The 25,055-nt window shown below is 60.2% G+C and carries 24 protein-coding genes and 1 pseudogene; 15 read left to right on the top strand and 10 right to left on the bottom strand.

Annotated features, from left to right (window positions below; genetic code table 11):
• The first annotated feature begins 77 nt into the window (after window positions 1-77).
• The 5 genes from ACZ0AJ_RS09315 to ACZ0AJ_RS09295 all read left to right on the top strand — a co-directional run bounded on the left by ACZ0AJ_RS09315 (window position 78) and on the right by ACZ0AJ_RS09295 (window position 3,837).
• On the top strand, window positions 78-902 hold the full coding sequence (locus tag ACZ0AJ_RS09315) for an NAD-dependent epimerase/dehydratase family protein (protein WP_499454066.1): 825 nt from the start codon (window positions 78-80) through the stop codon (window positions 900-902).
• Window positions 903-919: 17 nt separating this feature from the next.
• Window positions 920-1,795 carry an aldose 1-epimerase gene (locus ACZ0AJ_RS09310; protein ID WP_499454064.1) on the top strand — a complete coding sequence of 292 codons (876 nt, stop codon included), beginning with the start codon at window positions 920-922 and terminating at the stop codon, window positions 1,793-1,795.
• Between the two features lie 438 nt (window positions 1,796-2,233).
• Window positions 2,234-2,389 carry a hypothetical protein gene (locus ACZ0AJ_RS09305; RefSeq protein ID WP_499454063.1) on the top strand — a complete coding sequence of 52 codons (156 nt, stop codon included), beginning with the start codon at window positions 2,234-2,236 and terminating at the stop codon, window positions 2,387-2,389.
• 55 nt (window positions 2,390-2,444) lie between these two features.
• Window positions 2,445-2,927 (top strand): DUF6572 domain-containing protein, encoded by a 483-nt coding sequence (locus tag ACZ0AJ_RS09300; protein ID WP_499454061.1) that lies wholly within the window; start codon window positions 2,445-2,447, stop codon window positions 2,925-2,927.
• A gap of 340 nt (window positions 2,928-3,267) precedes the next feature.
• On the top strand, window positions 3,268-3,837 hold the full coding sequence (locus tag ACZ0AJ_RS09295; protein WP_499454060.1) for a hypothetical protein: 570 nt from the start codon (window positions 3,268-3,270) through the stop codon (window positions 3,835-3,837).
• A gap of 964 nt (window positions 3,838-4,801) precedes the next feature.
• Here the strand turns inward: ACZ0AJ_RS09295 and ACZ0AJ_RS09290 are convergent.
• Complete coding sequence (locus ACZ0AJ_RS09290) at window positions 4,802-4,972, bottom strand: hypothetical protein (protein ID WP_499454058.1); 171 nt, start codon at window positions 4,970-4,972, stop codon at window positions 4,802-4,804.
• Between the two features lie 338 nt (window positions 4,973-5,310).
• Here ACZ0AJ_RS09290 and ACZ0AJ_RS09285 point away from each other — a divergent pair, with 338 nt between their 5' ends.
• Complete coding sequence (locus ACZ0AJ_RS09285) at window positions 5,311-5,883, top strand: porin family protein (RefSeq protein WP_499454057.1); 573 nt, start codon at window positions 5,311-5,313, stop codon at window positions 5,881-5,883.
• Window positions 5,884-5,915: 32 nt separating this feature from the next.
• On the opposite strand, the gene ACZ0AJ_RS09280 is transcribed toward ACZ0AJ_RS09285, so the two are convergent.
• A complete protein-coding gene (locus ACZ0AJ_RS09280; protein ID WP_499454055.1) occupies window positions 5,916-6,044 on the bottom strand; it encodes a hypothetical protein in 129 nt (42 codons plus the stop codon).
• 440 nt (window positions 6,045-6,484) lie between these two features.
• Entirely contained in the window at window positions 6,485-7,624 is a 1,140-nt protein-coding gene (locus ACZ0AJ_RS09275; protein ID WP_499454053.1) for a GGDEF domain-containing protein, read from the bottom strand.
• Between the two features lie 234 nt (window positions 7,625-7,858).
• Here ACZ0AJ_RS09275 and ACZ0AJ_RS09270 point away from each other — a divergent pair, with 234 nt between their 5' ends.
• The 9 genes and pseudogenes from ACZ0AJ_RS09270 to ACZ0AJ_RS09230 form a co-directional block, all read left to right on the top strand.
• The gene (locus ACZ0AJ_RS09270; protein WP_499454052.1) at window positions 7,859-8,188 is read left to right on the top strand and encodes a hypothetical protein; all 330 of its coding nucleotides are present in this window, start codon (window positions 7,859-7,861) and stop codon (window positions 8,186-8,188) included.
• Window positions 8,189-8,269: 81 nt separating this feature from the next.
• A complete protein-coding gene (locus ACZ0AJ_RS09265) occupies window positions 8,270-10,258 on the top strand; it encodes a TonB-dependent receptor (RefSeq protein WP_499454051.1) in 1,989 nt (662 codons plus the stop codon).
• Between the two features lie 368 nt (window positions 10,259-10,626).
• Complete coding sequence (locus tag ACZ0AJ_RS09260) at window positions 10,627-11,865, top strand: porin (protein ID WP_499454050.1); 1,239 nt, start codon at window positions 10,627-10,629, stop codon at window positions 11,863-11,865.
• Window positions 11,866-11,875: 10 nt separating this feature from the next.
• A complete protein-coding gene (locus ACZ0AJ_RS09255) occupies window positions 11,876-12,283 on the top strand; it encodes a type 2 periplasmic-binding domain-containing protein (RefSeq protein WP_183552745.1) in 408 nt (135 codons plus the stop codon).
• Window positions 12,284-12,340: 57 nt separating this feature from the next.
• Complete coding sequence (locus ACZ0AJ_RS09250) at window positions 12,341-13,918, top strand: methyl-accepting chemotaxis protein (protein ID WP_499454049.1); 1,578 nt, start codon at window positions 12,341-12,343, stop codon at window positions 13,916-13,918.
• A gap of 258 nt (window positions 13,919-14,176) precedes the next feature.
• Window positions 14,177-15,718, top strand: coding sequence for a galactarate dehydratase (gene garD / locus ACZ0AJ_RS09245; protein ID WP_499454048.1), 1,542 nt, complete (start codon window positions 14,177-14,179; stop codon window positions 15,716-15,718).
• 3 nt (window positions 15,719-15,721) lie between these two features.
• Window positions 15,722-18,208, top strand: coding sequence for a family 43 glycosylhydrolase (locus tag ACZ0AJ_RS09240; protein ID WP_499454610.1), 2,487 nt, complete (start codon window positions 15,722-15,724; stop codon window positions 18,206-18,208).
• Window positions 18,209-18,653: 445 nt separating this feature from the next.
• Window positions 18,654-19,862 (top strand): GGDEF domain-containing protein, encoded by a 1,209-nt coding sequence (locus ACZ0AJ_RS09235; RefSeq protein ID WP_499454608.1) that lies wholly within the window; start codon window positions 18,654-18,656, stop codon window positions 19,860-19,862.
• Window positions 19,858-19,959, top strand: a pseudogene (locus ACZ0AJ_RS09230) (helix-turn-helix domain-containing protein); the annotation flags it as partial. The gene ACZ0AJ_RS09235 and the pseudogene ACZ0AJ_RS09230, both read left to right, overlap by 5 nt.
• A 30-nt stretch (window positions 19,960-19,989) precedes the next feature.
• Here ACZ0AJ_RS09230 and ACZ0AJ_RS09225 read toward each other — a convergent pair.
• The 7 genes from ACZ0AJ_RS09225 to ACZ0AJ_RS09195 form a co-directional block, all read right to left on the bottom strand.
• The gene (locus ACZ0AJ_RS09225; protein ID WP_499454606.1) at window positions 19,990-20,541 is read right to left on the bottom strand and encodes a GNAT family N-acetyltransferase; all 552 of its coding nucleotides are present in this window, start codon (window positions 20,539-20,541) and stop codon (window positions 19,990-19,992) included.
• Window positions 20,542-20,739: 198 nt separating this feature from the next.
• Window positions 20,740-21,117: a VOC family protein gene (locus ACZ0AJ_RS09220; protein ID WP_499454043.1), complete on the bottom strand. Its 378-nt coding sequence runs from the start codon at window positions 21,115-21,117 to the stop codon at window positions 20,740-20,742.
• A gap of 137 nt (window positions 21,118-21,254) precedes the next feature.
• Entirely contained in the window at window positions 21,255-21,914 is a 660-nt protein-coding gene (locus ACZ0AJ_RS09215; protein ID WP_499454604.1) for a hypothetical protein, read from the bottom strand.
• 191 nt (window positions 21,915-22,105) lie between these two features.
• The gene (locus ACZ0AJ_RS09210) at window positions 22,106-22,438 is read right to left on the bottom strand and encodes a barstar family protein (protein WP_499454040.1); all 333 of its coding nucleotides are present in this window, start codon (window positions 22,436-22,438) and stop codon (window positions 22,106-22,108) included.
• Between the two features lie 169 nt (window positions 22,439-22,607).
• Window positions 22,608-22,916, bottom strand: coding sequence for a MafI2 family immunity protein (locus tag ACZ0AJ_RS09205; protein ID WP_499454039.1), 309 nt, complete (start codon window positions 22,914-22,916; stop codon window positions 22,608-22,610).
• Window positions 22,917-23,278: 362 nt separating this feature from the next.
• Window positions 23,279-24,082, bottom strand: coding sequence for a regulatory protein RecX (locus tag ACZ0AJ_RS09200; protein ID WP_499454602.1), 804 nt, complete (start codon window positions 24,080-24,082; stop codon window positions 23,279-23,281).
• A gap of 210 nt (window positions 24,083-24,292) precedes the next feature.
• The gene (locus ACZ0AJ_RS09195) at window positions 24,293-24,718 is read right to left on the bottom strand and encodes a DUF4265 domain-containing protein (protein WP_499454036.1); all 426 of its coding nucleotides are present in this window, start codon (window positions 24,716-24,718) and stop codon (window positions 24,293-24,295) included.
• Window positions 24,719-25,055: the final 337 nt, after the last annotated feature.

The raw sequence follows: 25,055 nt of genomic DNA, 5'->3' as shown, positions 1-25,055 counted from the left end.
ACTTTTCGATGTTGTATGGCATACTTTCCCCGGACAAGGTCGTGGCAGAATTTAATAGAACATATGAGGAGACGGGCATGACCCAAGCAGTACAGAAAGTCGGCAAACCATTCAAACGCATCCTGCTGACCGGCGCGGCCGGCGGCCTGGGCAAGGTGCTGCGCGATCGCATCAAGCCGTGGGCCGACGTGGTGCGGCTGTCGGATGTCGTCGACATGGGCGAGGCCGGCGAAGGCGAAGAGATCGTCCAGTGCGACCTGGCTGACAAGGACGCCGTCATCAAGCTGCTCGAGGGCGTGGACGCCGTGCTGCACTTTGGCGGCGTCTCCACCGAAAAGCCGTTCGAGCCGATCATGCAGGCCAATATCCTCGGCGTGGCCAATCTGTACGAGGCGCTGCACAAGGCCGGTACCAAGCGCGTGATCTTCGCCAGCTCGAACCACGCGATCGGCTACCACCGCACGACCGAGATGCTCGACGCGAATTCGCCGACGCGCCCGGACAGCTACTACGGCCTGTCGAAGGTATTCGGCGAGCAGATGTCGCGCTACTACTACGATCGTTTCGGCATCGAGACAGTGTGCGTGCGGATCGGCTCAAGCTTCCCGGAGCCGGCCAACAAGCGCATGATGAGCACTTATCTGTCGTATGACGATCTGACCGAACTGCTGCGCTGCGCGCTGTTTGCGCCACGCGTGGGCCACACGATCGTCTACGGCATGTCGGACAACGACAGCGTCTGGTGGGACAACCGCCTGGTCGCGCACCTGGGCTTCAAGCCGAAGGACAGCTCGCGCACGTTCGCGCACCTGTTCCCGGATTCGGCCGAGTTCCCGGCGCCGGATGATGTGACGACGATCTACCAGGGCGGCAAGTTCCTGCTCGACGGCCCGCAGTACTGATGCCGGCGGCGCGCCCCATGCTGCAACGCCTCGTGCTGCAAAACCGCAGCCTGGCGGCTGTCATCGTGCCGCAGATCGGCGGGAGCCTCGCGCGCCTGGACTGGCTGCGCGGCGCGGAGCCGGTGCCGCTGCTGCGTGGCCTGCCGGCCGATTTCACGGACGTGCCGCAACCGGGCCAGCTGGCCTGCTTCCCGCTGGTGCCGTGGTCGAACCGGATCGCGCCATCCGGCTTCGAGTACGGCGGTCAGCGGTATGTGCCGACGCCGAACCGTCCGGGCGAAAAGGTCGCGATTCACGGCGATGGCTGGCAGCAGGCGTGGGATGTGCAGTCGCTGACGTTCGATTCGATCCTGCTGCGCCTGACGCGCCACGCGTTTGCGCCGCTCGCATACGACGCCACGCTGCGCTACACGCTCGATGGCGACGCGCTGATCGTCGAACTCACCGTGCGCAATGCCGGCGCGGTGGCGCTGCCATTCGGACTGGGCCTGCATCCGTGGTTGCCCGATCCGGGCGGCGCGCAGCTCCAGGCGCGGGCCGATGCGGTCTGGTTGTCAGGCGCTGACAAGCTGCCGTCGAGCCGGCGCGCCGTGCCTGCGCACTGGGACTACCGTACGTTCGCGCCGCTGCCGAAGGAGGCGGTCGACAACGCGTTCGCCGGCTGGGACGGCGTGGCGCGTGTGCGCTGGCCGGGGCGGGGCGTGGGTCTCTCGATCGAGGCGGCGATGGATTACTTCATCCTGTATGCGCCACCGGGCCGCGACTTCTTCTGTTTCGAGCCGGTCGATCATCCGATCAATGCCCATAATATGCCGGGCTATCCCGGCTTGACCGTGCTGGCGCCCGGCGCCAGTGTGAGCCGCTCGGTGGTCTTCCGGGGCGAGTCGCTGTGACGCGCTGACCGCTGGCGATCGGGCTGCTGTTGCCGGTCGCTGGCGCCGCAACAGCGCGATCGCCCAGCGGTACAACGCCAGGCGCACGTACCGCAATCTTGTCTCCGGCGATCCCGATGTCCATGGCATTCACTTGGCCGGATCGCGATCGCGGGTGGGCTGGTTGCAGCGCTGGCCGGCATGGCGGGCAACGGCGCCGTGCAGGCAGTGATCAATATCGACCGCTGTCGGACTTCACGAGCGAGGAGACGCGGCGCCATGAGGAATATCTCGCGTACAGACCGTCTGCCACCTGCGCCTGGTTTGGCGGATGCCAAACCAGGCGCAGGTGGCCCCCGGCATCAAGCTTCGCCGATCAACCATGGGAGCAGGGCGAGTCTCCCGGTGTTTTTCATCGTGAGGAGCGGGTCGGGTTTCTTGGTCGGCCGCGAAGCGATCATGGCAACACTGCGCGAGCACGGTGTTAGTGCCGAGACGGTGGCGTTGTCCAGCACGCCGCATTCATTCTGGCTGTTCGGTCCGTGGTTGACGGCGACGGTCGACGCGATCGCCGATTTTCTCGGGCGCATGGTTTGTAGGTCCCCTGACGAGTGATGTCGTACGCGCCTGTGCAGTGTGTACAACGGTTGCTGGTCGGAGCGAAACTGATATGGACGAGCAATCAAGTCAAGCACAAAAACAATCAGGTTTGACAAGGGATGTTGAGGCGGACATGCTCTGGGCGACTTCCGCTTTCGGCCAAAAGCGGACATCTGCTCCAATCATTAACATGCTCCATTTCCTAATTCCGATGACAGTAGAGCAAACTTCAGTTGTAGACATTGCGTACATCGACCTGGCGACGGGAATCGTACATCTAAGCGTTACGGACCATCTCCAGTGGGAAGGCGAGCATCTGCTCGTTTTGCAGGAGAAGATCAACTGCTACTTGTCGTTTGTCGAAAGCGGTGAAGTCTTCGATACGCTTCCTGGAGCCGAAGGCAAGAACATACAGATTGAGCTGATTACGAAATACAAGCCAACTGAAGAAGCTCTTCACTTCTTTGGACATGTTGAGGCGTTTCTTAGACAGGAAGGCATTGGGTTCGCGCATAGAGCCGGGCCTGACGGATACGAGGCCGCTGAGCTATAAGGTCCGCTTCGGGTCGGGTCCGGCTTGTCGCGCCCACCGCTAGATTTTCAATCTGGCAACCTGCTATGCTGATCTGAACGGCCGGGTTCGGCCAAAAGCTGTCGTTGGGAACTAGGTTCTTTCTAAAGATGTTAAACCCAGATACGATGCATCGTAGTGGCATGTGCTCTATTAGCTGTTAGAAATGTCCGGTATAAAGAAGATCAGCCGGTACTGCAAGTAGCTTGTCAGATGACATTAACGGAGACGGCGGTCACCTGACAATCACGTTTAAAGGCTAGTCCACTGCTTTCTTGCCGATCTCTAGATTAACAATACAATTTTTTTGAAGGATTCGTCTATGCGAGCTGCGCATGCGTCTACTTGGATTGCAATGCTTTTTCTGAGCGCTTTAACACCTTTAGTTGTCAATGCTCAAGTTTTAAATATATCAGGAGTTTGGGAGCATGAAAGTGTAGATGAATTATTTGGCAGAGACTATACGGTCCTATATCGCTACATCGTATTCCAGAAGAAACAAAAAGTCTGCGGATGCCTATATCGTAGCGGCATTGGCAGCGATCGGATCGATCAGTCTTCATTTAGAGGAATTGCACATTCGAACCACGCGGACATTTGGCTAGATTCAGGATCCGCTTCTGATATAAATTACGTCCCAAAGTTCCCTTTTCAACACGATGAAATTGTGCGGCTACGTTTATATGGAAAGAAATTGGTAATGGGTATAATACAAGGTGACTCAAAAAGCCTCAGTAGACTCAATTCGGAGAAAGATATCTATTACGACATGAGCCACCGCTTAGCAAGAGTCCGCAGTCCGGCTAGAGCTGGAACTTGCGATACCGTTTCGGACGATAATTTTATGCCATTTTTGGCGCAATGTTTGAATGATAAAAATATGAATGAATAATGTGTAAATTTAACGAGTGCTAGTTGCTCTGGGTAAGCCAACCTACACTTAGCATGGTCGACCGTCCGCTATCGGCCAAAAGCGGCCGTTAGGAATGTCTGCCACTATTCAGCGGACGCGTGTCATTTTGGGTAGTGGGCTGGAAAATTCGTAGCTAAAAAATTGGATCGTCATGATGATTGATTATTGTCCGGTTTGCGGCTACGGCCCTGGTCTTGGATTTGATTCACCGGAGGACCTGCGACACTCATTCGAGATCTGCCGTTGCTGTGGCTGCGAGTACGGCTACGACGATAATGTGGCTCATTATGAGCGGTGGGTTGCAAAGGGTTGTCCTTGGTTTGTCTCCAAATGTTGCCCTCTGACCTGGTCGCTTGAAGACCAACTAAGGCACACGATTCGGCCATGGCCGCCTGACCAGGAGTCGGCGACGTAAGGCTGCAACATTGAGAGGTTGAAGTAGCCAGCGAGGTAATGTCCGCAAAGGGTCGGAAGCAGACGGTGCCGGCCTCTGTTGGTGGCGTTACAGCGTTGTTAGGTCATGGACGCAGCGAGTCGCAGCTATTTCGATATCCCTACAGGTCAGTTGCAGCTGTTCGGGAAAATTTGTCGCAGCTATTAGCAAATCTAGTGCGCGCAGCCCGGTGACGCAGTACCTTTCGTCGCGCCTGTTTCAGAAAATAACAGCTAACCCTCCCGTATATGGATTGGCGTCTCGAACGTAAGCAAATGACGCTGCTCTAGCGAGCGCACAGCAACTGGCCACCCTTCACGGGTAGCTTTTCTTGATCCTCACGAATAGCTCACGCAATGGCAATATAGAAAAACATGGCTACCTCGCCGCACCGCTGGATCGGATACGAATATGTGATGTTCGCTTCATGGCCCTTGCTGGTGCTGGTGGCGCCACCCTTGACGCCCAGATCGAGCTACCGGGCGGCGCCGCGCCAGCTGGCTGCCAGTCCTAGTAGGCGACGAGCGGGAAAGGCGTAACGCGGGTGCCTTCACCGGCGTAGACCGAATCCGGGACGGCAACACCGACGCCAAGGCCCCAGCGCGGCGCCTGCTGCGCGCTGTCGCTGATGAAGACTGTAAGGAAAGTAGCGAAGATAACGCGGAAGATCTGTGATTTCAATGGACGGCCCGTACGTTGGTCGATGCGCGACCCATTGTCGCGATGCGATTTCGCCCGCTTGTCGTAGTCCCTTTGTCGTTAGCTCCTGGTTTGCCAAGGCGATCTTGTATCCAGGCGTAACAAAATACATATAGTGCATCTCGCGCGAATTGTTGGCTTACTGTGCGCATCGGTACTGCAACGCCTGAATGTGCGACATGCAGCACGCCGACGGGCCATGGACCGTGGCGTTTCGTTACAAGTGCTTACGCATGCGCTGTTCGGACCAGGGCCGCCGCGATGTATCTTTTCGCTACGCAATTCATTGGGAACTGCGAACCAGACCAAGGAACAAGACCATGAACAAACTCCTGATCGCGCTCGCGGTCGGCTTGACCGCCATCGCCTCCGCCCAAGCCCAGACCACGACCAATGGGCTCGGCCCCGACTGGGCCTCGCGCACCTACCTGGGCGTGGCAGTAGCGGGTGCCGAGAACCGCGCCGCAGATGACGACTGGAAGGCCGGCGGCAAGGTATTCGCAGGCTATAACGTCGACCAGAACTGGGCCCTGGAAGCCGGCTATACCCGCTTCGGCAACGAAGATGTCAATGTCTTGTCGACGTCAGGTTTCGGGCACGGAGAAGTCAAGAGTTCCAGCAGCTATGTCGCTGCCAAGTATGCGGTGCCGCTGAACGAGCGCCTTTCGGCCTATGGCAAGCTGGGCGTGGCCCGTAACGAGCGCAAGGTCAACCTGCCGTCCAACGGCGCCAGCTATTCGGACAACGACAATGGCGTGTACGGCGCGGTCGGCCTGCAGTATGCGCTGGGCCAGAACCTGTCGCTGGTCGGCGAATATGAGCGCTATGGCAAGCAGCCGGAGATCGGCGCCAAGGCCGACGTGGTGTCGGTCGGCCTGAAGGTCGGCTTCTAACAGGCCGAACTCCACGCGGGTCAGCCGCGCGCTCAAGCGCGCGGCGTATCGCGTCCGGCAATCACGGTCGACAGATCGACCTGGCCGGTGGGCCAGGCGAGTACCATGTTCTGTTCGATCGCATCCAGGCTATCCAGCTGGTCATCGGCGAAGCCGAGCACGCCATATGCCCGGTTGCGGCCGTGCGACTTGCCATGTAGAGCGCTATGTCGACCAGGTCCACTACGCGTTCCCACGTCAGGTGCTGCTTGCCGACCGCCAGCGGGAAGGGCGCATAGCTGATCGGGACATGGACGCTCAGAGCCATGCGTAAGCGTTTAGCCGCTCCACCTTCACAGCCGGATCAAGCTGGCTAACCCGCCACCTTCAATAAAGAGCCGCTCCGGGTCGTATTGCACCTGTCGCGCCAGCAGCAGACCTGTCCTGCAGCAGCACGCAGAGCAGCCCCAGCGACCCGGTTCAGCCATCGGCAATCACGAGTTATCACACAAAACTGGTGTGCATTCGTTAGCAGCTAGTCTTGCGCTGTAAGGTCACGACGGCCTGATTGTCCGCGCTGGCCATCAGCTGCCCAGTGCCGCATGCCGCCGAGCCTGTGCCCTTACGCCAACTCGCTGCGGTCGCGACCGGCCGCCTTCGCGCGGTAGAGAGCGGTGTCAGCGCGCGCCATCAGGGCTTCCAGGCTCTCGTCGGGCGCCTGTTGGCTGGCGATGCCGATGCTGACCGTGTAGTCTGGCACGTCGCCGCGCGCCGCGAGCAGCAATGCCTGGATGCGTTGCGCCATCGCTTTCGCCCGCTCGGCCGTGGTCCCCGATAGCAGCACGATGAATTCCTCACCGCCGAAGCGCGCCACGTGGTCGATCTCGCGCAGGGCCGAGATCGTGGTGCGCGCCGCGTGCACCAGTACCTGGTCACCGACTGCGTGGCCGTGCTGGTCGTTGATGGCCTTGAAGTAATCGAGGTCGATGCTCAGTAGGGAGAATGGCGCGCCGTGGCGTTTCATGCGCGCGACCTCGCGGCGGTAGGCAGCGGCGAAACCGCGTCGGTTCAGCACCCCGGTCAGCGGGTCCGTGCAGGAACGGTGCTCCATCACGACCTGCAGGCGCCGGGTGGCGACGGTCATGAAACCGACTGCCATCATCAGCGTCATGAAGTTGGCACTCAACAGAAAAATGCCCTGTACCGCGCTGTTGCTGGCGTTGCTGGTGCCAACCGCGCCATTGAGCGCCGCGACCAACCGCAACAGCAGCACCAGCGACTGCACCAGCAACAGCGAGCCGAAGAACCAGCTGGAGAAGTGGCGTTCACCATGGCGCACCAGCAGCACCAGTTGCGCCGCGTAGAACGACAGCGTCAACAATGAAAACACTGCGACCCGCAACGCGTAATCCTGGGTGATCACATACCAGCCGACCAGACAGACCATGCCGGCCACCCACGTCAGCGCCAGCCACCACCAGCCCGGCTTACGGCCATAGAATAACTGGGTGCCGATCAGCATCAGCCCGGCGGCGCCCAGCATGGTGCTATTGGCCACGAACAGCAACAGCCCTTCGGGAATCAGTGGGGCCGCGCAGAATAGCACCCCGCTCGCCGTCAGCGACAACATGCCGAGCGCCTGATGGCCCAATCCCCGCACTTCGGCAGGGAAGCTACGGTACGCGGAAAACAGCACGACGGTCATCGCCGCCGCCATCAGGGTCGACGTAAGAATGACGGTGGCAGGATCGAGCAGTGGCACAGTGGTAAATCGGGAGAGGTCGTGATCCGCGAGGATACCAGCAACCTCGACCGTGCCGTAAGGACAGTCGCTTTTCCGGTCGTTTCTCCACAACACTGCTGGTTTTGCCCCTGTGTACGGAGCGCTCACTACCGCCACGCCTGTTTAATGCAACTGAATTGCAATTGTTGATGGTTGCTGTCGCAATCGGCTCCCATCACGTAGAATGCGCCGGTCAACCGTCATTCGCCGCGCATGCCACGCTCCATTCTCCATTGCCTGCTATCGCTGTTATTGCTCGTCTCGCAGCAGATGGCGCTGGCGCACGGGCTGTCGCACTGGCATGGCACGCAGCAACGCCAGGGTGTGCAGCAGGCGGGTGGCCAGCCGGATGCACCTGCACTGCAGGAGTTCTGCGCCGAATGCGCAGCCGGCGCCCAGCTCGATGTCGCGCTGCCGCTGCCGGAATATATTGGCCATCTACCGCAAGCCGCTCTGGCCGGCCCACTGGCGCTGGGCACCGAACGCGCGCGCGTGCAGCCGGTACGCGCGTGTCTCCCACGCGGTCCCCCTCGGGCGAACTGATTCGATTTGCTGTCATCGATGCATTGCCGCGGCGCCGCCGTGGCAATGCCGTTCGCACCCATTTTGCTCGAGGTTATATTCATGAATATTCAACGTACGCTGCTCGCCAGCGCCATCCTGCTTGCCTGGAATCTGCCCGCCCACGCCCAATCGGTACTCGGGGGCGACACCCCGCAGGTGATCGTCACTGCGTCACCGTTTCGCAACGGTGAAAACGACCAGATCCTGACCCCGGCGAAGGTGCTGGCCGGGGACGAACTGCGCGACAAGGCTGGCAGTTCGCTCGGCGAGACGCTGTCGCAGGAGCTCGGCGTGTCGGCCTCGGCCTTCGGCGCCGGCGCATCACGTCCCATCATTCGCGGCCTGGAAGGGTCGCGGGTAAAAATGCTGGAAAACGGCATGTCCGTATCCGACGTGTCGGGCCTGTCGAACGATCACGCGGTATCGGCCGAAGGCGCAGTCGCGCGCCAGATCGAAATCCTGCGCGGCCCGGCCGCCTTGCTGTACGGCTCTGGCGCGATCGGTGGCCTGGTCAACATCGTCAACGAGCGCATTCCGACCCACCTCGAAGCCACGCCGACCGGCCAGATCGAAACCCGCTACAGCACGGGCGACAATGGCAAGAACGTGTCTGGCACCGCGGACGCTGCCAGCGGCAAGATCGCCCTGCATGTCGACGGCAACTGGCGCGATACCGACGACTACCGTATTCCGGATCGCCGGGTCCTGCAGGACCCTGACTCGGCGATGCGCCGCCTGCCGCACTCGGACACGCGTGAAAAGAACCTTGGCGCCGGTGCCTCGTGGGTCGACGACTGGGGCTACGCCGGCGTGTCGGCGTCGCACCTGAGCAACCTGTACGGCATTCCAAGTGACGAGGGTTCGCGCATCGACCAGAAGCAGGATCGCTACGACTTCGACAGCATGCTCAGGCAGCCGTTGCGCGGCATCGAATCGCTGCGTTTCAAGGCCGGTTATACCGACTACGAGCACGCCGAGCTGGGCGAGGACGGTCCCGAGGTGATCTTCAATAACCGCTCGCTGGAAACGCGGCTGGAACTCACGCACGAAGCCATTGCCGGTCTGCGTGGCACGGTGGGCGCCCAGACCGAGAATACGCACTTCTCGGCGCTCAGCGCTGAAGGCGGGCCGGACACGGTGCCGCTGACGCACTCGAAGACGACGGCCTTGTTCATGGTGGAAGAGGGCGATGCCGGCCCGCTGCGCCTGAGCGCCGGCGCGCGCTACGAAAACGTCAAGCGCGAACCGGTAAGCGGCAGACAGCGCACCTTTGACCTCGGTTCCGGTTCGATCGGCGCGGCCTGGCCGTTCATGCCGGGCTACAGCGTCGGGGCGACGCTGTCCTATGCGCAGCGTGCACCTGCAATCGAAGAGCTGTACTCGGCCGGGCCGCACGACGCGACCGCCACGTTCGACATCGGCAATCCCGACTTCGACAAGGAAACCTCGCGCAATATCGAACTGACGCTGCAAAAGAACACGGGCCTGGTGCGCTGGAAAACCAACCTGTTCCGCAACAACATCGACAACTACATCTTCGGCCGTATCGGCAGCGATCTGGTCGACGAGGAAGGCAATCCGGGTGACGAGTTGCGTACCCGGACGTTCGAGCAGCGTCGTGCCCGCATTCATGGTGCGGAAGCCGAGCTGACCTACAACCAGACGGGCGCCGGCTGGTCGGGCCGGCTGTTCGGCGATATGTCGCGCGGCGAACTCGGCGACGGTGGGGGCAACCTGCCACTGCAGCCGGCGGACCGCATTGGCGCCAGCGTCGGTTACCGCGAGGGCGCGTGGCGCGGCGGCATGTCATTGGTGCATGCGCGCGGGCAGGATCGCCTGGCTGCCAACGAACTGCAGGACACGCCGGCCTACAACCAGCTTGATGCCAATCTGTCCTACACGCAGCGCGTGCAGGGCGTCGATCTGACGTGGTTCGCACTGGCAAAAAATCTGCTGAATGACGATATCCGCCTGTCGACCTCGGTGCTCAAGGACATCGCGCCGCTGCCTGGCAGGCGTTTCGTGGTGGGTGTCAGAACGAAATTCTGACAGACAGTCAGTACATGGAGGTGCCGCGCGGCTGCGACCCGTCGCAATCCGTCGGCACCGTGATTCGACCGCTTCAGGTCGTGTCAACTGGCCGCGCGCACGCTATACGCAAGCGTGCTGCCTGTCCACGCTGTACAGCAGCATGGACCTCTACTTGATGTAAATACTGGGGTAATTGAATTGCATTAATGCGTTAGAAGTTCACAACAAAATCACACATATTGAACAGGAAAAGTGACTTTTCGTGAATTTTCGTTGCGGCAACAGTTTCCGTCTGGATACAATTGTCTCAGCAAATGCGATGCGGCGCAGGCCCTGTCGCCGTTTTTGCATTCAATAAACTACTTCACCGTAATCCCCAGGAATTTATGAAAACACGTAACATCGTGGTGGCACTCGCTTTGCCATTCGCCGTCGCATCTGCCTTTGCCCAGGATAGTAACGCCGTTCGTATCAGCGGTTTCGGCACCGGCGCCCTCACGTTCTCCGACACCGATCAGGCCGAGTTTGGCCGTTCGAACCAGTCGTCGGGTGTCAAGAAGGATCCACGCACTGGCGTCGATTCGAATCTCGGCCTGCAGGCCGACTACACCGTCAACTCGTGGTTGTCGGTCACCGGCCAGGGCCTGGTGCGCAAGGATGGCGAAGACAGCTACGGCGCCGAACTGTCGTGGGCCTTCGTCAAGGCCAAGCTGTCGGACGACCTGAGCATCCGCGTTGGCCGCATGGCCATGCCGGCCTTCATGATTTCGGAATACCGCAACGTCGGCTACGCCAACACCTTCCTGCGTCCGCCGCAGGAACTGTATTCGCAGATGCCGCTCAATAACATCGATGGCGCCGACATCACCTGGCAGCAGCAGTACGCTGACACGACCGTCACGGCAACGGCCGCGTACGGCCGCAGCGAGTTCAAGACCTCGGGCGGCCCAACCGCCAAATCCCGCGACCAGTACGCGCTGAACCTGACGGCCGAACATGGCCCGTTCATCGTGCGCGTGGGCCGTAGCGGCACCAAGCTGTCGTCGGAAAACGCGCAACTGGACGCTGCCGTGATCACGTTCAACAACACTGCTGCCGCGTTCAATGTCCCGCAAGTGGCGGACATGGGCGTGCTGCTCAACACCAAGGACCGCAAGTACACGTTCACGTCGGCTGGCCTGTCCATGGACTGGAACAATATCGTCGTGCTGACCGAATACGCCAAGCGCAAGATGCCGGATTCGTTCCTGGGTTCGTCCAAGTCGTTTTACGTGATGGGCGGTTACCGCTTCGGCAAATTCCTGCCGTACTACACCCGCGCCAAGATCATGTCGAAGGGTGTGACCAACACCATTCCTGCGAACTGCCCAGCAGGTGCCTCGTTCGCATGCGCGCCAACGCTGGCGGCGCTGTCGGGTCTGATGAATACGCTGACCACGGCCATCGATGGCACGAGCCAGACCACCGACAGCATCGGTGTGCGCTGGGACTTCACGACCTCGGCCGCGCTCAAGGTCCAGGTCGATCGCATCAAGCCGCAAGGCAACGGCCAGTTCATCAACGTCCAGCCTGGCTTCAAGGGCCCGGTGACCGTCGGCGCCGTCGCGCTTGACTTCGTGTTCTAAGGATTTACCAATGAATCAATTGTTCAAAGCAAGCGTGACCCTGAGCGTTCTGTTGCTCGCACTGCCAGCTGCTGCCGAGGTCGTCGTCGTCGTCAATGCGAAAGCCGCCGAGTCGTCGCTGACCAAGGACCAGGTGTCCCAGTTCTTCCTGGGTAAATCGACCGCCATGACCCCGGTCGACCAGGCGGAAAATGCGCCGGCGCGCGCCGAGTTCTACAAGAAAGTCACGGACAAGGATCCGTCGCAGATCAAGGCCCTGTGGTCGAAGCTGGTGTTTACCGGCAAGGCCACGATGCCCAAGGAAGTCGGCGACAACGCCGGTGTCAAGAAAGCCGTTGCAGCCGACCCGAAAGCGATTGGCTACATCGACAAGAGCGCGGTCGACGCGTCAGTCAAAGTGGTCTATTCCGGTTCCTGATCATTTATCGGTACCCCGCCGCGCGTGCGGCGGGTTTTGACTTCAGGAGCAGGCAGCATGAGTATCAAACGCAGGATCTGGGCACTGCCGATCATTTCGGCCATCATTTTTACCCTCGGTGTCGCCGTCAGTGCCGGCATCGCCAATAAAGCACTCACGTCGATCCACACGACTGAAAGCGTGGATTATCCGGCGCTCGACATCAGCAAGGAACTGGCGGGCGACATCGAGTCGGTCACCAATGGCCTGCGCGACGCCGTCAGCGAAGGCGACAAGGCGCGCCTGACGCAGGTTGGCGAGCAGGCCAACAAGGTGCGGGCCAAACTGGCCAGCTTCGGCAAGATCGACGGCATGGGACCAACCGGCGAGCGCCTCAGCAAAGAATTCGAACAGTATTACGCACCGGCCGTTTCGGCGGCCAGGATCATGCTCGAGATGGAGCAGGGCGATCCGCAGGCGGTCGTCACGCGCATGCAGTCGATGCTCGCGACACTCAATACCGACGTCGCCAAGGTCAATGAACAAGCGCAGCAGCAATTCAAGGCCGGCATCACGCGCAGCGAAACCAGCGTGACGAATGTCGTGACGGTCACCATCGTCACCGGTTTGATCGTGATTGCCGTGCTGATCGCCGTCTCGTGGTTCATGGTGCGCACGATCTGGCAGCAACTGGGTGGTGAACCCGAATATGCGCGCGACATCGCCCGCATGGTCGCCGACGGCAATCTGTCGATGGCAATCCGCATCGAGCCGGGCGACAACAGCAGCCTGCTGTCTGCGCTGTCCGACATGCGCGATCGCCTGGCCAATATGGTCGCCGGCATCAAGACGTCGGCCGATACGATCGCGTCGGCCAGTGGCGATATCGCCAGCGGCAACGCCGACCTGGCCAGCCGCACCGAGCTGCAGGCCGGTCGCCTGGAAAATACGACGCGTGCGATGGAAGCCTTGACCGACACCGTGCGTACCAATGCCGCCAATGCCAACCAGGCCAAAGACCTGGTAGTAACGGCCAGCGACATCGCCACGCGCGGTGGCGAGGTAGTGGGCAACGTCGTGTTGACGATGAGCGCCATCAACACGTCGGCCACCAAGATCGTCGAGATCATTTCGGTGATCGATGGCATCGCGTTCCAGACCAATATCCTGGCGCTGAATGCGGCCGTCGAGGCGGCGCGGGCAGGCGAACAGGGCCGCGGTTTCGCAGTCGTGGCGTCCGAAGTGCGCAACCTGGCCCAGCGCAGCGCCACCGCCGCCAAGGAAATCAAGGAGCTGATTGGCGACTCGGTCTCCAAGGTCGACGCCGGCAGCGCGCTGGTGGACCAGGCAGGCAGCACGATGGAACAGATCGTGGCCGCGGTGCGCCGTGTGCAGACGATCATGGGCGACATCAGCGACGCTGGTCAGCGCCAGAGCGAAGGCATCGAGCAGATCGCCCTGGCAATCAGCGACATGGACCAGATGACGCAGCAAAACTCGGCGCTGGTCGAGGAAGCGTCCGCCGCGGCCACATCGCTGACGGACCAGACCGCGCAATTGTCGGAAGCCCTGGCGGTGTTCAAGCTGGATCACACGCAGGCGCTGACGGCGCTGGGCAACGGCCGTCCTGCGCCGTTGACGCTGGCGCATCACTGACACTAAAACGCAATGGACGCTGCCGCTTGCAGCGTCCATTGCGCCTGGTTCGTCGCCAGACGAATGAAGTCCAGGTCTTAGTAACCCCCTCATTTGACCCCTCCTGACGCTGACGCGGCGTTGCGCTATTGTGCTATTTTGGTCAGGCCATTCATATTTGGTCCGGCCAAAATAGAGATGTGGACTAGCCGCATTGGAACGTTTTATGGCATACTTAAAACGATCCTCCCAACTTCAGCCGTCAGGCAGACACGACACATGAACCACGACCTTCCGCGCACGATCCGCATGCAGCCAGGCGACAATGTTGCCATCGTCGTCAACGATGGCGGCCTGCCCGCCGGCACCGTGCTGCCCGGCGGGCTAGTGCTGCTCGAAGGCGTCCCCCAGGGCCACAAGGTCGCGCTGAGCGACCTGGCAGACGGCGAACCGGTGATCCGCTATGGCGTGACGATTGGCTATGCCAGTGGTCCGATCGCACGCGGCAGCTGGGTATCGGAGCGCGTGCTGCGCATGCCGGCGGCGCGCTCGCTCGACGACCTGCCGGTAGGCACCCACGCCATCGCGGCCGGCCCGCTGCTGGACGGGTACACGTTCGAGGGCTACCGCAACAAGGATGGCTCGGTCGGCACCCGCAACCTGCTGGCCATCACCAGCACCGTGCAGTGCGTCTCGGGCGTGATCGAGTACGCCGTGCGGCGCATCCGGGACGAACTGCTGCCGCGCTACCCGAACGTCGAAGACGTGGTCTCGCTTGAACACGTATATGGCTGCGGGGTGGCGATCGACGCACCCGGCGCTGACATTCCGATACGGACCATTCGCAACCTGTCGAAGAACCCGAATTTCGGCGACAAAGTGATGGTGGTAAGCCTGGGCTGCGAAAAGCTGCCACCGGCGCGCCTGTTCCCGGCTGGCTCGATCCCGATCGGCAATGGCGCACCGTCCGTGGTCACGCTGCAGGACCAGCAGCATGTGGGCTTCATGTCGATGATCGACGCGCTGATGGTCACCGCCGAACAGCACCTGCAGGAACTGAATGCGCGCCGCCGTGAAACCTGTCCGGCGTCCGACCTGGTGGTGGGCGTGCAGTGCGGCGGGAGCGACGCGTTTTCGGGCGTGACGGCCAATCCGGCCGTGGGCTACGCGACCGATCTGCTGGTGCGTGCCGGCGGCACCGTGATGTTTTCCGAAGTCACCGAGGTGCGTGACGGTATCGACCAGCTCACCGCACGCGCCGCAACGCCTGAAGTAGCGGCGGCCATGGTGCGCGAGATGCAGTGGTACGACGATTACCTGGTGCGCGGCAGTGTCGATCGCAGCGCCAACACCACGCCCGGCAACAAGAAGGGCGGGCTGTCGAACATCGTTGAAAAGGCGATGGGCTCGATCGTCAAGTCGGGCAGCACGGCCATCACCGGCGTGCTCTCGCCGGGTGACAAGCTGACGCAGAAGGGCCTGATCTACGCAGCGACGCCGGCCAGCGACTTCATTTGCGGCACGCTGCAGATGGCCGCCGGGATGAACGTCCACATCTTCACCACCGGGCGCGGCACCCCGTACGGCCTGGCCGCGGTCCCGGTCATCAAGGTGGCCACCCGCACCGAGCTGGCGCGCCGCTGGCATGACCTGATGGATCTGGACGCCGGCACCATCGCCAGCGGCGAAGCGAGCATTGAGGACGTGGGCTGGCAACTCTTCCGGCTGATCCTGGATGTGGCGAGCGGCCGCAAGACCTGGGCCGAGCACTGGAAGCTGCATAATTCGCTGGCGCTGTTCAATCCCGCACCCGTGACCTGAACGATGGCCGGGGCTGCAAAGGGCGCAGTGGGCAAACGCATCGTGCTGGCCTGCCTTGCGCTGGGCACGCTCGCGGCGTCGGCGTCGGCGTCGGCGTCGGCGCCGGCAGCAGCGCAGGCACGCTACGACGCCGACACCACCTATAAGAAGCTGGTGCGCGACTACCCGTTCATCCGGATTGCCAGCGCCGATGCGCCAGCGCCGGTGCAGGTGCGCAAGGACATCGTGTACGCGCGCAGGGGAGAACTCCCCCTGGCACTGGATCTGTATCTGCCGGCAGCGGGCGCCGCCCCGGCGCCGCTGGTGGTGCTGGTGCATGGCGGTGGCTGGGCCAGCGGCGAGCGCTCGAACATGGCGCCGCTGGCAGCGCGCCTGGCTGCGCGCGGTTATGCGGCGGCCACCGTCAGCTACCGGCTGTCGGGCCAGGCGCGCTATCCGGCGGCAATCGATGACGTCAAGGATGCGCTGGACTGGCTGCGCGCGCAGGCGCCCGGACTTGGCCTGGACCCTGCGCGCGTCGCCATCGCGGGCGGCTCGGCCGGCGGGCAGATCGCGGCGCTGGTGGGCATGACCCGGCCGGATGCGGTGCGGGCCGTGATCAATATCGACGGCCTGTCCGATTTCACGTCCGAACTGGCGCTGCGCTTCGAAGACGACCCGGCCAAGCGCCCGTCGGCAGCGGGCGCCTGGTTCGGCGGGCGCTATGCCGAGCAACCGGCACTGTGGCGCGACGCGTCGCCACTGACCCATGCCGGCAAGGACAGCCCGCCGGTGCAGTTCATCGTCGGCGCCGCGCCGCGCTTTTCGAGCGGACGCGAAGCGCTGGCGGCCACGCTGGCCAGCCACGGCATCCCGACCGATACCGTGGCGCTGGACGGGGCGCCGCATTCCTTCTGGCTGTTCGATCCCTGGCTGGCGCCGACCGTCGATGCGATGGACCGCTTCTTGCGCAAGACGCTCGGTCCAGTGCCTGTACGCGCGCCGTGGTCGCCGGATCTCGGCAACGGCCGCTATCGCAACCCGATCCTGCACGCCGATTATTCCGACCCCGATGCGATCCGCGTCGGCGAGCGCTACTACATGGTGTCATCGAGCTTTGCCAATGCACCCGGCCTGCCATTGCTCGCTTCGAGCGACATGGTGAACTGGGAGCTGGTGGGCCACGCGCTGCCACAACTCACGCCACCGGTCGCGTTCGCCGCGCCCCAGCCTGGCAAGGGCGTGTGGGCGCCCAGCCTGCGCCATCACGATGGGCGCTTCTGGATCTTTTATCCCGACCCGGACCACGGCGTCTACGTCACCACGGCCACCGACTTTGCCGGCCCGTGGAGCGCGCCGCACCTGCTCTTGCCCGGTAAAGGCATCATCGATCCAGCGCCGCTGTGGGATGACGATGGCCAGGCCTGGCTGATCCACGCGTGGGCCAAAAGCCGCGCCGGCATTAACAACGTGCTGACCCTGCGCCGCATGGCGCCCGACGGGCGCAGCCTGCTGGACGAAGGCCGCGTGATCATCGATGGCAACCGCCTGCCGGGCTACCGGACCCTCGAAGGGCCGAAGCTGTACAAGCGGAATAGCTGGTATTACGTGTTCGCGCCGGCCGGTGGGGTCGAGCAGGGCTGGCAATCGGTGTTTCGTTCGCCTCGCATTGAGGGGCCCTACGAAGACCGGATCGTCATGGCGCAGGGCGCAACGGGCATCAACGGCCCGCACCAGGGCGCCTGGGTCACGACCCCGCAGGGCGGGGACTGGTTCTTTCACTTCCAGGACCTGCGCGCCTACGGCCGCGTCGTGCATCTGCAGCCGCTGCGCTGGCTAGACGATTGGCCGCTGATCGGGGAAGCATCCGCCACGCCGGGCGTGGGCCAGCCTGTGCTAGAGCATGCCAAGCCGGTGCCGGGCGTGTTTGCCCGCCGCGAGCCGGCGACGAGCGACGAATTCGACGGCGCTGTGCTGGGCCGCCAGTGGCAATGGGCCGCCAACCCGCAATCCGGCTGGTATGCGCTTGATGCCCGTCCCGGCATGCTGCGCCTGTTCGCGCAGCCAGCAGCGCCGCTGCGCACGCTGGCGTCGGTGCTGACGCAGAAATTTCCGGCGCCTGTCTTTGGCGTGACGGCCAGTGTGGAGCTGCGCGCGGGGCGCGATGGTGATCAGGTTGGGCTGGGCATACTGGGACTGTCGAGCCAGTGGTTCGGGCTGCGCCGGGTCGACGGCAAGCCACGCATGGTGGCGGCGCGCTGCGAGGGGGCGGGCGAATGCATCGAGACGCTGGGGCCGGTGCTGGACGGTTACAAGGTGCTGCTGCGCGCGCATATGACGCATGGCGCGCGCGTGGCGTTCTCGTACAGCCAGGATGGGACAGTGTTCGCGCCGCTGGGCGAGCCGTTCGACGCGGCGATGGGGCGCTGGGTTGGCGCGCAGTTCGGCTTGTTTGCGACTGGCGCACCGGGCGCCTGGGCTGACATCGACAACGTGCGCGTTACGCCTTGACGGGCACGGCAGAGAGTACTGTTTCGAACATCTTGTCGTTGATGCGCACGTTGTTCATTCGCACGTCGCGCACTTTGTAGGGGCACCACTGCTGAGTCGCGTTGGCGCGTGCCGAAATCGCAGTCGTCTGGACGAACAATAGCGTTCGCCGCGAGCTATCCAGTGGGGCAGGTTTGTCACGCCATGCTGTGGCTACAGACACTGTCGATCACCCCGTCAGCAAAGCGTTTTGCACCAGTTGCTTCGCCCAATACAGTTTGCTATAGCCGGCAGGGCACGCGAGCGCGCGACAGTCTTTTTCGACCAGAAGCTATCACTCACGACAACTCGTGAGATTTCCTTGCGGAACTTGCTGTACTTGCAAGAAATATTCGGCTACATTATCGAACTTTCAACAAAGCGACAATCAACATGGCGTTTCGTCTGCTCATTTCGGACACCCGTCATGTCCTTTGATATCGCTTCAATCCTTGTCGCCATGACGCTCACGATGGTGACCATGGCGTTAGCGCTGTTTGCCGTTATGGATGGGGCCGACAGGGCGGCCAGGTTTGCACAGGTCAGCGCAGGCTCACAAGCATGCGGATGGTCGCTATTGCTTGCATCAGGCTCAGTTGCGCCGTACAGCATTCCCGATGTCATATTGTCGACCCTGTCGATGGCATGCATTTCCGGTAGTTTCGCTTGCAGCGCTGCCGCGTTCGAACTGTGGGCCGGTCGCGGGGCGATCGACAAAGCCCCTGCGGTTCTGGCGATATTCTTGACAGTGGGCTATGGAGTAGGGTTTGGCGACTATGCCTTCCGGGTAGGTTGGGCCAACGGACTGCTCGCCCTGCAGATGGCATTCATCGTTGTCACCCTGTTGAAAAAGCCGCATGCCGCAAGTGCGCGCTGGCGCTGGCTCCCGATCGTCGGACTCACTGTCCAGGGCCTGGTCACCGCTTGCCGGGCGGTTCTCGGAGCGTTCTATCCTGCTGATTTTCCTGCTTTCCTGACACCGCATCCAATCAACGTCGCGTTCGCATTTGCTGGCAACTGCACGGTCGTGTTGCTCATGATAGGCATGCTGCTGGCATATCGCGAGCAGGCAGCACAGGCGCTTGAGCGACTTGCGACGACCGATGGTCTAACTGGTGTTCTCAACAGGCGAGCGTGGCTTGCATTGGCAAACGCAAAGCTCGCAAGTACCGATGTCGCCAATCGACCACTCAGTGTATTGATCATGGATATCGATCACTTCAAGCAAATCAACGACACGCGCGGGCATGATGCCGGCGACCGCGCGCTTCAATTGTTCGCCAGGCTGATGCAGGAAGCCAGCCTTCCCGGTGACCTGGTCTGCCGGTACGGAGGAGAAGAGTTCTGTGTGCTGATGGCAGGCGAACAAAACGCAGTGCCGAACTTCGATCAACGACTGCGCGCTCGTCTGGCCGGTACGGTGTTCGAGGCGCTCGGGCACCAGATGACGTACAGCGCCGGCCTGGTGATGCGCAACTCGGCCGACAAGCAAATTTCCGAGTTGCTGTTACGTGCAGACCAGGCCCTCTACCACGCCAAAACTACCGGAAGAAATCGCACAATCAACGCTGCGGATTTGCGTTTGACTGAATTGGCGAGTTCGACACCAGTCGCGCAGTTGCAATCCCAAGGCTGAGCGGGAAGAGATATCACGCCCGCTAGCTTCTGGTCAATCGATCCATCGGATTGCTCAAGCACTTGGACGAGCACCGTTCACTATTAGCCGTGAGATGGCTGCTTATGCCCGTATGGTGTTCGGCAGTTTATGGTTTCAGCCAGTCTTCGCGGCTAAGAACATAAGTAGGACACATTTTGCCGTACCAGACCTCGTGGCCGCGGTATAGCATACCCAGTCGATCCATCACGCCTGCCGAAGCAGCGTTGTCGGGATGGCGCACAGCTATGATCTCTGGCGCCGCGAGACTTTCGAAGGCAAATGTGGCCATGCGCGCCGCAGCCTCGCTGGCAAACCCCTGGCGCCAGAAGTCGGGATGAAGACGCCAGCCGATTTCGAGCGGGTTAGACCGTACGCTTTCAAATTCAGCAGGGCGTTCTGCTTCGCGGCGCGCGTACTGGATACAACCAGCTCCAGCTACGCGACCACTGGCCGACTCGATAAAAGCCCACCAACCGGTGTCCCATGCAGCCCAGCAGCGCTGAATGATAGCTATACTCGCCTCAGTCTCGTTGCGTCTCTCGGGCTGACCGCTGATGTAACGCATGACCTCGATGTGGCTATTCATCGCGCAGAGGCCGTCGAGATGCTGAAGGGTAATCGGTTCCAGGCGCATGCGCGCTGTATTTAAAATGGCCAAGTCATCCCCGTCTTCAGTATTTAAGCCCAGCGACACACGTGTTGCAGTGTCAAGGTTTCTCGCTTCAAATGTACAGTGATATGGCTGCTTCGGCCGATTCCGGCTTGGCGAGTCAGCGTAGCAGTTTGCCGGGTTTAAAATCCAACGGTGACTGAGACGGCTTGGTACAGAGCCATTGCGGGGATTCGTGCCGAGCTGTCAGGCTGTCACATTGGTAACCGCCTCAATCCGATACCCCTCGGGATCGAAAACGAAGGCTGCATAGTAGCCTTCGCCATATTCAGGCCGAGGTCCTGGCGCGCCATTGCATCGTCCACCATGGCGTAGCGCGGCGGCATGGAATTCATGTACCTGACCCGGCGCAGCGGCTGTAAAGGCCAGATGAAAGCCTTCGCCAGGGACGATGACTTGCTGTGCACGTTTCAAGCACAGCTTATCGTCACCTCCCTCATACCCGTAGCCCACTGCGCCGTCGTCAGAAAAGACCTGGGTGTATCCCAATGGCCTCAACACCGCGTCATAGAAGGCAGAAGTCCGGTTTAAGTCGGAGACCGCGATAGACAAGTGATGCAGCATACTTTCCTTATTAATAACTCCGCTTTCGGCGGAACCTAGCCTATCGACTTAGCTTGGCAGGTTACCAAGCCGGAAAAGTCATGAACTGTTTCCACAGGCCGGGACCGACCCACAGCAGACGTTCACCCGCCTCCACATTACCGGAACAGACCAAGAAGGCCCGGAACGTCAAGCTCGTCAAAATCGCGCACCTCACTTAATCTGATTGGCTTCGAGAGCGTGAACTTTTTCCAGGTTTCCTTGAACTTTTCCTCACCACCGTCGTCATCCGGATTGACGTTATCTTGGAATCGCGCCCTCCCGGTGAAGAAATTGACACTGACCGTATTCTGCACGACCGGGCCCCGATCGGAACTGCTGTCGTAACCGATCAGCGCGAAATCGGCGTTATGGTAGCGGAACGAAAAAGTCCAGAAGCCGTATCGGCCGTGCGCATAATGAATTGTGAGGTTGCCTTTGTTGATGCCAACGTCGAGCTCCGGCGCAAAGTAGACGCCGCCGTCTTCGGTTTCGGATGAGAAGCAATTTCGATTCTCGAGAACTAACCGATACCCGTGTTGATCGTGAAGGGCGACAAGGATACCACGTCGGTTGCGGTCAAGTTTGCCGCGATACTCATCCTTGACGAATTTGCTGGGGTCCATGCCTTTAATGATGAGCACAATATCCGGGTCATGATCCTTGTTCAAGTCACCTTTAATCTCCTGCACCACGACGTAACCGCGCGGTACGAAATCGGCGGCGGATCGCGCGACTTTGGCGTTCGTCTGTGCATACACGTTCGAACCGATCGTCAAGAAAATGATCAATGCAAGTTTTCTCAAGGTGCACCTCGATTATTTCGAACGTCTGCGTCTGGCGGTAGGCGGCCGTTCAGCTCAGCATAGCAGGTCGCCTGGCTTGAAAAAGCACTGACTGTCACGACAGGCCGGAACCGACCCAAAGCGGCCATATGTTAAATGAAGCAGGCTGCGTATTTTTTTTAATTCTACAAATACATCGCGAGCGCCAAAAGTGGCGGTTTACCACGTTCGCAACATCGCCAATTCACAAAGGCAGCACACTCCACTAACGCGTCAAATATCGCTGGGCACCGCTGTTTGAGGGGCCGCGAATTTTCTATGACCAGCCCTAGAGTCTGCCCTGGCGCCACATGTACGGATGACATTTCCTCAGACGGGTCATCGAGGCATTCCATGCAATCAATCCACGCGTTCATGTTGCGGCCGTAGAAATTCGGAAAGCCAAATGCTTCTGAAAACACCGTGTGAAAAGACTCCTCGTCACTAATCAGGTTTGCATCGATTCGAAGAAGTGTCATGGGAAAAATATACGCTCTGTACGGATGATGATGTCCGCTTCTGGCCGGGCCCGGCCCGGCCCGGCCGTTCAGCTGAGCATATCAGGCCATCAAGGCGGAAAAATCGCGGACTGTCACAAAGGGCAGGATACGACCCTAAGCAGACCTTGCTTACGTGACGATACGAACCCTACGCGAATGCGTCCAACCGGGCGAAAACCGCTCGTTCATCATCACATCTGAAAATTGGGTGCGGGGCATCGCACCGTTCGCAGACCAATGAAATGTCCTGGTCTGGAAAGCTGGCGATCATTTCCGTCTCGACTACAAGCATGGCTTCGGCGTCGTCTTCACAAACAGGTCCGTCGAAGACAGTGCGAATCCTGATTTCGCTCGCATTCCATCGGCATAGGACTTTGCGCACATGAGGTCCAATCGCTCCTAGAAGCGCAACCTGCATCGTGAGTAATACGCTTATCCTAAAATCGTTGTCTTGCATCATCACCTCACTACGTTCCAAGTTGCACCTGATTGTTTGCGCCAACGTCTGCTCTTGGCCCATAGCGGAAGTTCCATCATCTGCAGTCTACCGGACAGAATTGCTCATTTGAAAATTTTTGTGTGCGGCCTAGGTGGCTGACTGTCCTGGCTCTGGCTAGTAGCCGCCAACCGGTCCAAGCACATCATTTCCTAGCCACCCGTTAGCTCCCGTCCCCACAAGGCAGCCTATCAAGCGGGAAATTATTGGCTCAAGAAAAACCGCCTCGGGATTCTAACGCCGTGTCACCCACAATCGCGCAGGGAAATCTTTAAATAATTTATGCGCCTTGATCGCTTCATATGGCATTACTAGTGCAACGTCTAGTCATATTCAGGCCCCGATTTCAGATGCTCCATGGCGATATTGATCGAATGGCCGCTAAAGCCCCGATAAGCCAGGAAGCGATAAACCTTCTGCCGCAGTTCTTGTGTCATCCCCGTCTGTGCAACGTCCTTGCGAAACTTCTCGACCACAACGACAACGCGCTCATCTTCCGGCTCCATTTGCTCGATGGTTGCCTTCGTAAGTTGCTCGTCGATACCCTTCTGTCGGAGAGTCAGGGCGACTCGCGCGTCGCCGACCCGTGGTTCGATCTGCCGGGTTTTCATCTCCGCATACCGTTCATCTGACTGGTAATTCAACCCCTGCAGCAGTATCAGTGCGTCATCTGCCTCCTGTTCGCTGTAGCCTCGCAGGACTAGCTTGCGCCGCAGTACGGCTGCCGAATACTCCCGTTTGGATAGGAGCCATCCGGCATACTGGTGCGCCGGTTGCTTCGGTTTTTGCTGTGGCTGAGCCGGGTCGCGCGCCTTGTACTTTGGCTTGTTGTCGGACGTCCTTGCATATTCTCCAGGAACAGGCTTTTTCGTCCCGAAACTGGTCTTGGCAACCTTCTTCTTGTAGTCGGAGCTGCGTGTGATTTTGGGCACACCATCCTGCGCCGGCGCCTCCTCTGTCTCAAAAGTACGTTGCGGAAGCTTGCTGGGCCGGTCGGTCTGGTCATCCTTGCTCTTCGGTCTCGCTCCGAAGCTTGATCGCTTCGGCTTTTCGCCACTCCCATACCCTTTAAGGTCGTCATCGGTGACCTCTACAGGTTTTCCGGTCTTCGAGTTGATCAGGTACATGGATAGGTCAGGGCCGCGGTATGATTAACGATGTCGGCGTCAGGCGAATCGCCTCGCCGGACCATTGTATTCCCTGCACAGGCGCATTGGCGGCTTGTGGCCGAATTCGGCCGTTCAGCTGAGCATATCAGGTCACCGAGATGGAAAAGTCGCAGACTGTCACGAAGGGCAGGAGACGACCCTTAGCGGAACCAAGATGGCTGCATTTGCTCAGTGTCGCCAGACAGGAAAGGCCATAGCAAAACCAAGCTCTTGGAGCCTGTCCATCATTGTGTTGACTTCGTGAGCACCGACCGATGCAGGAACGTCAATTGCATAGTATTTGAACTGAGAGAAAACCGCGATACTGAGGCCAAGATCTACTAGCTCATCTTTGTACGGATCGAGTTCGAGCCCCTCTTGCTCAGCAATCCAGACTAGCGAATGTCCTGATGGTTCTACCGTAGCGAACTCGAAAACGCATCCATTTACTGCGTCTGGCTCGGCAGAGAATTTATCGCCGAACGCGAGCCCCTTGATAAAAAAGGGAGCGTTTCTAATTTCGCAAATCGAGCCTGCTTTTTCACACCAAACATGTTCGGCCGCTACGGGCGGCCATCCATCGTCGACATCTAGCGCAAAAGCTACCTTTTCCACTTTCCCTCCCAATTTAATCTGCGAACTGACCTCCGCTCTTGCCGATAGCGGTCTGTCAGCCTGGTGTAGTGTATGTCGCTGTTGCCTCTTGGACAAGTCTTGAACGCACTGGTATCGTCCGGTTGCGATGAGGAACGTTGTTGCTTTTTAGGCTAACTTATTAGTGTGGTACCAACTGAGCACCATCATATTGCTGATCTGTAGGATCTAGGTGGAGTTGCTGCTCATGTAGTCAACGGAATGCGCGAACAAAGAATCTGGCGTCACGGCACTAGCACGGGGGACAGGGGGCCAGTTTGCCGGTCTCGTTGCGCAAGATTTGGATATGCGTGACTAC

Source organism: Telluria sp. AC161 (assembly GCF_979258535.1).
This window is presented reverse-complemented; position numbering and strand designations above follow the sequence as displayed.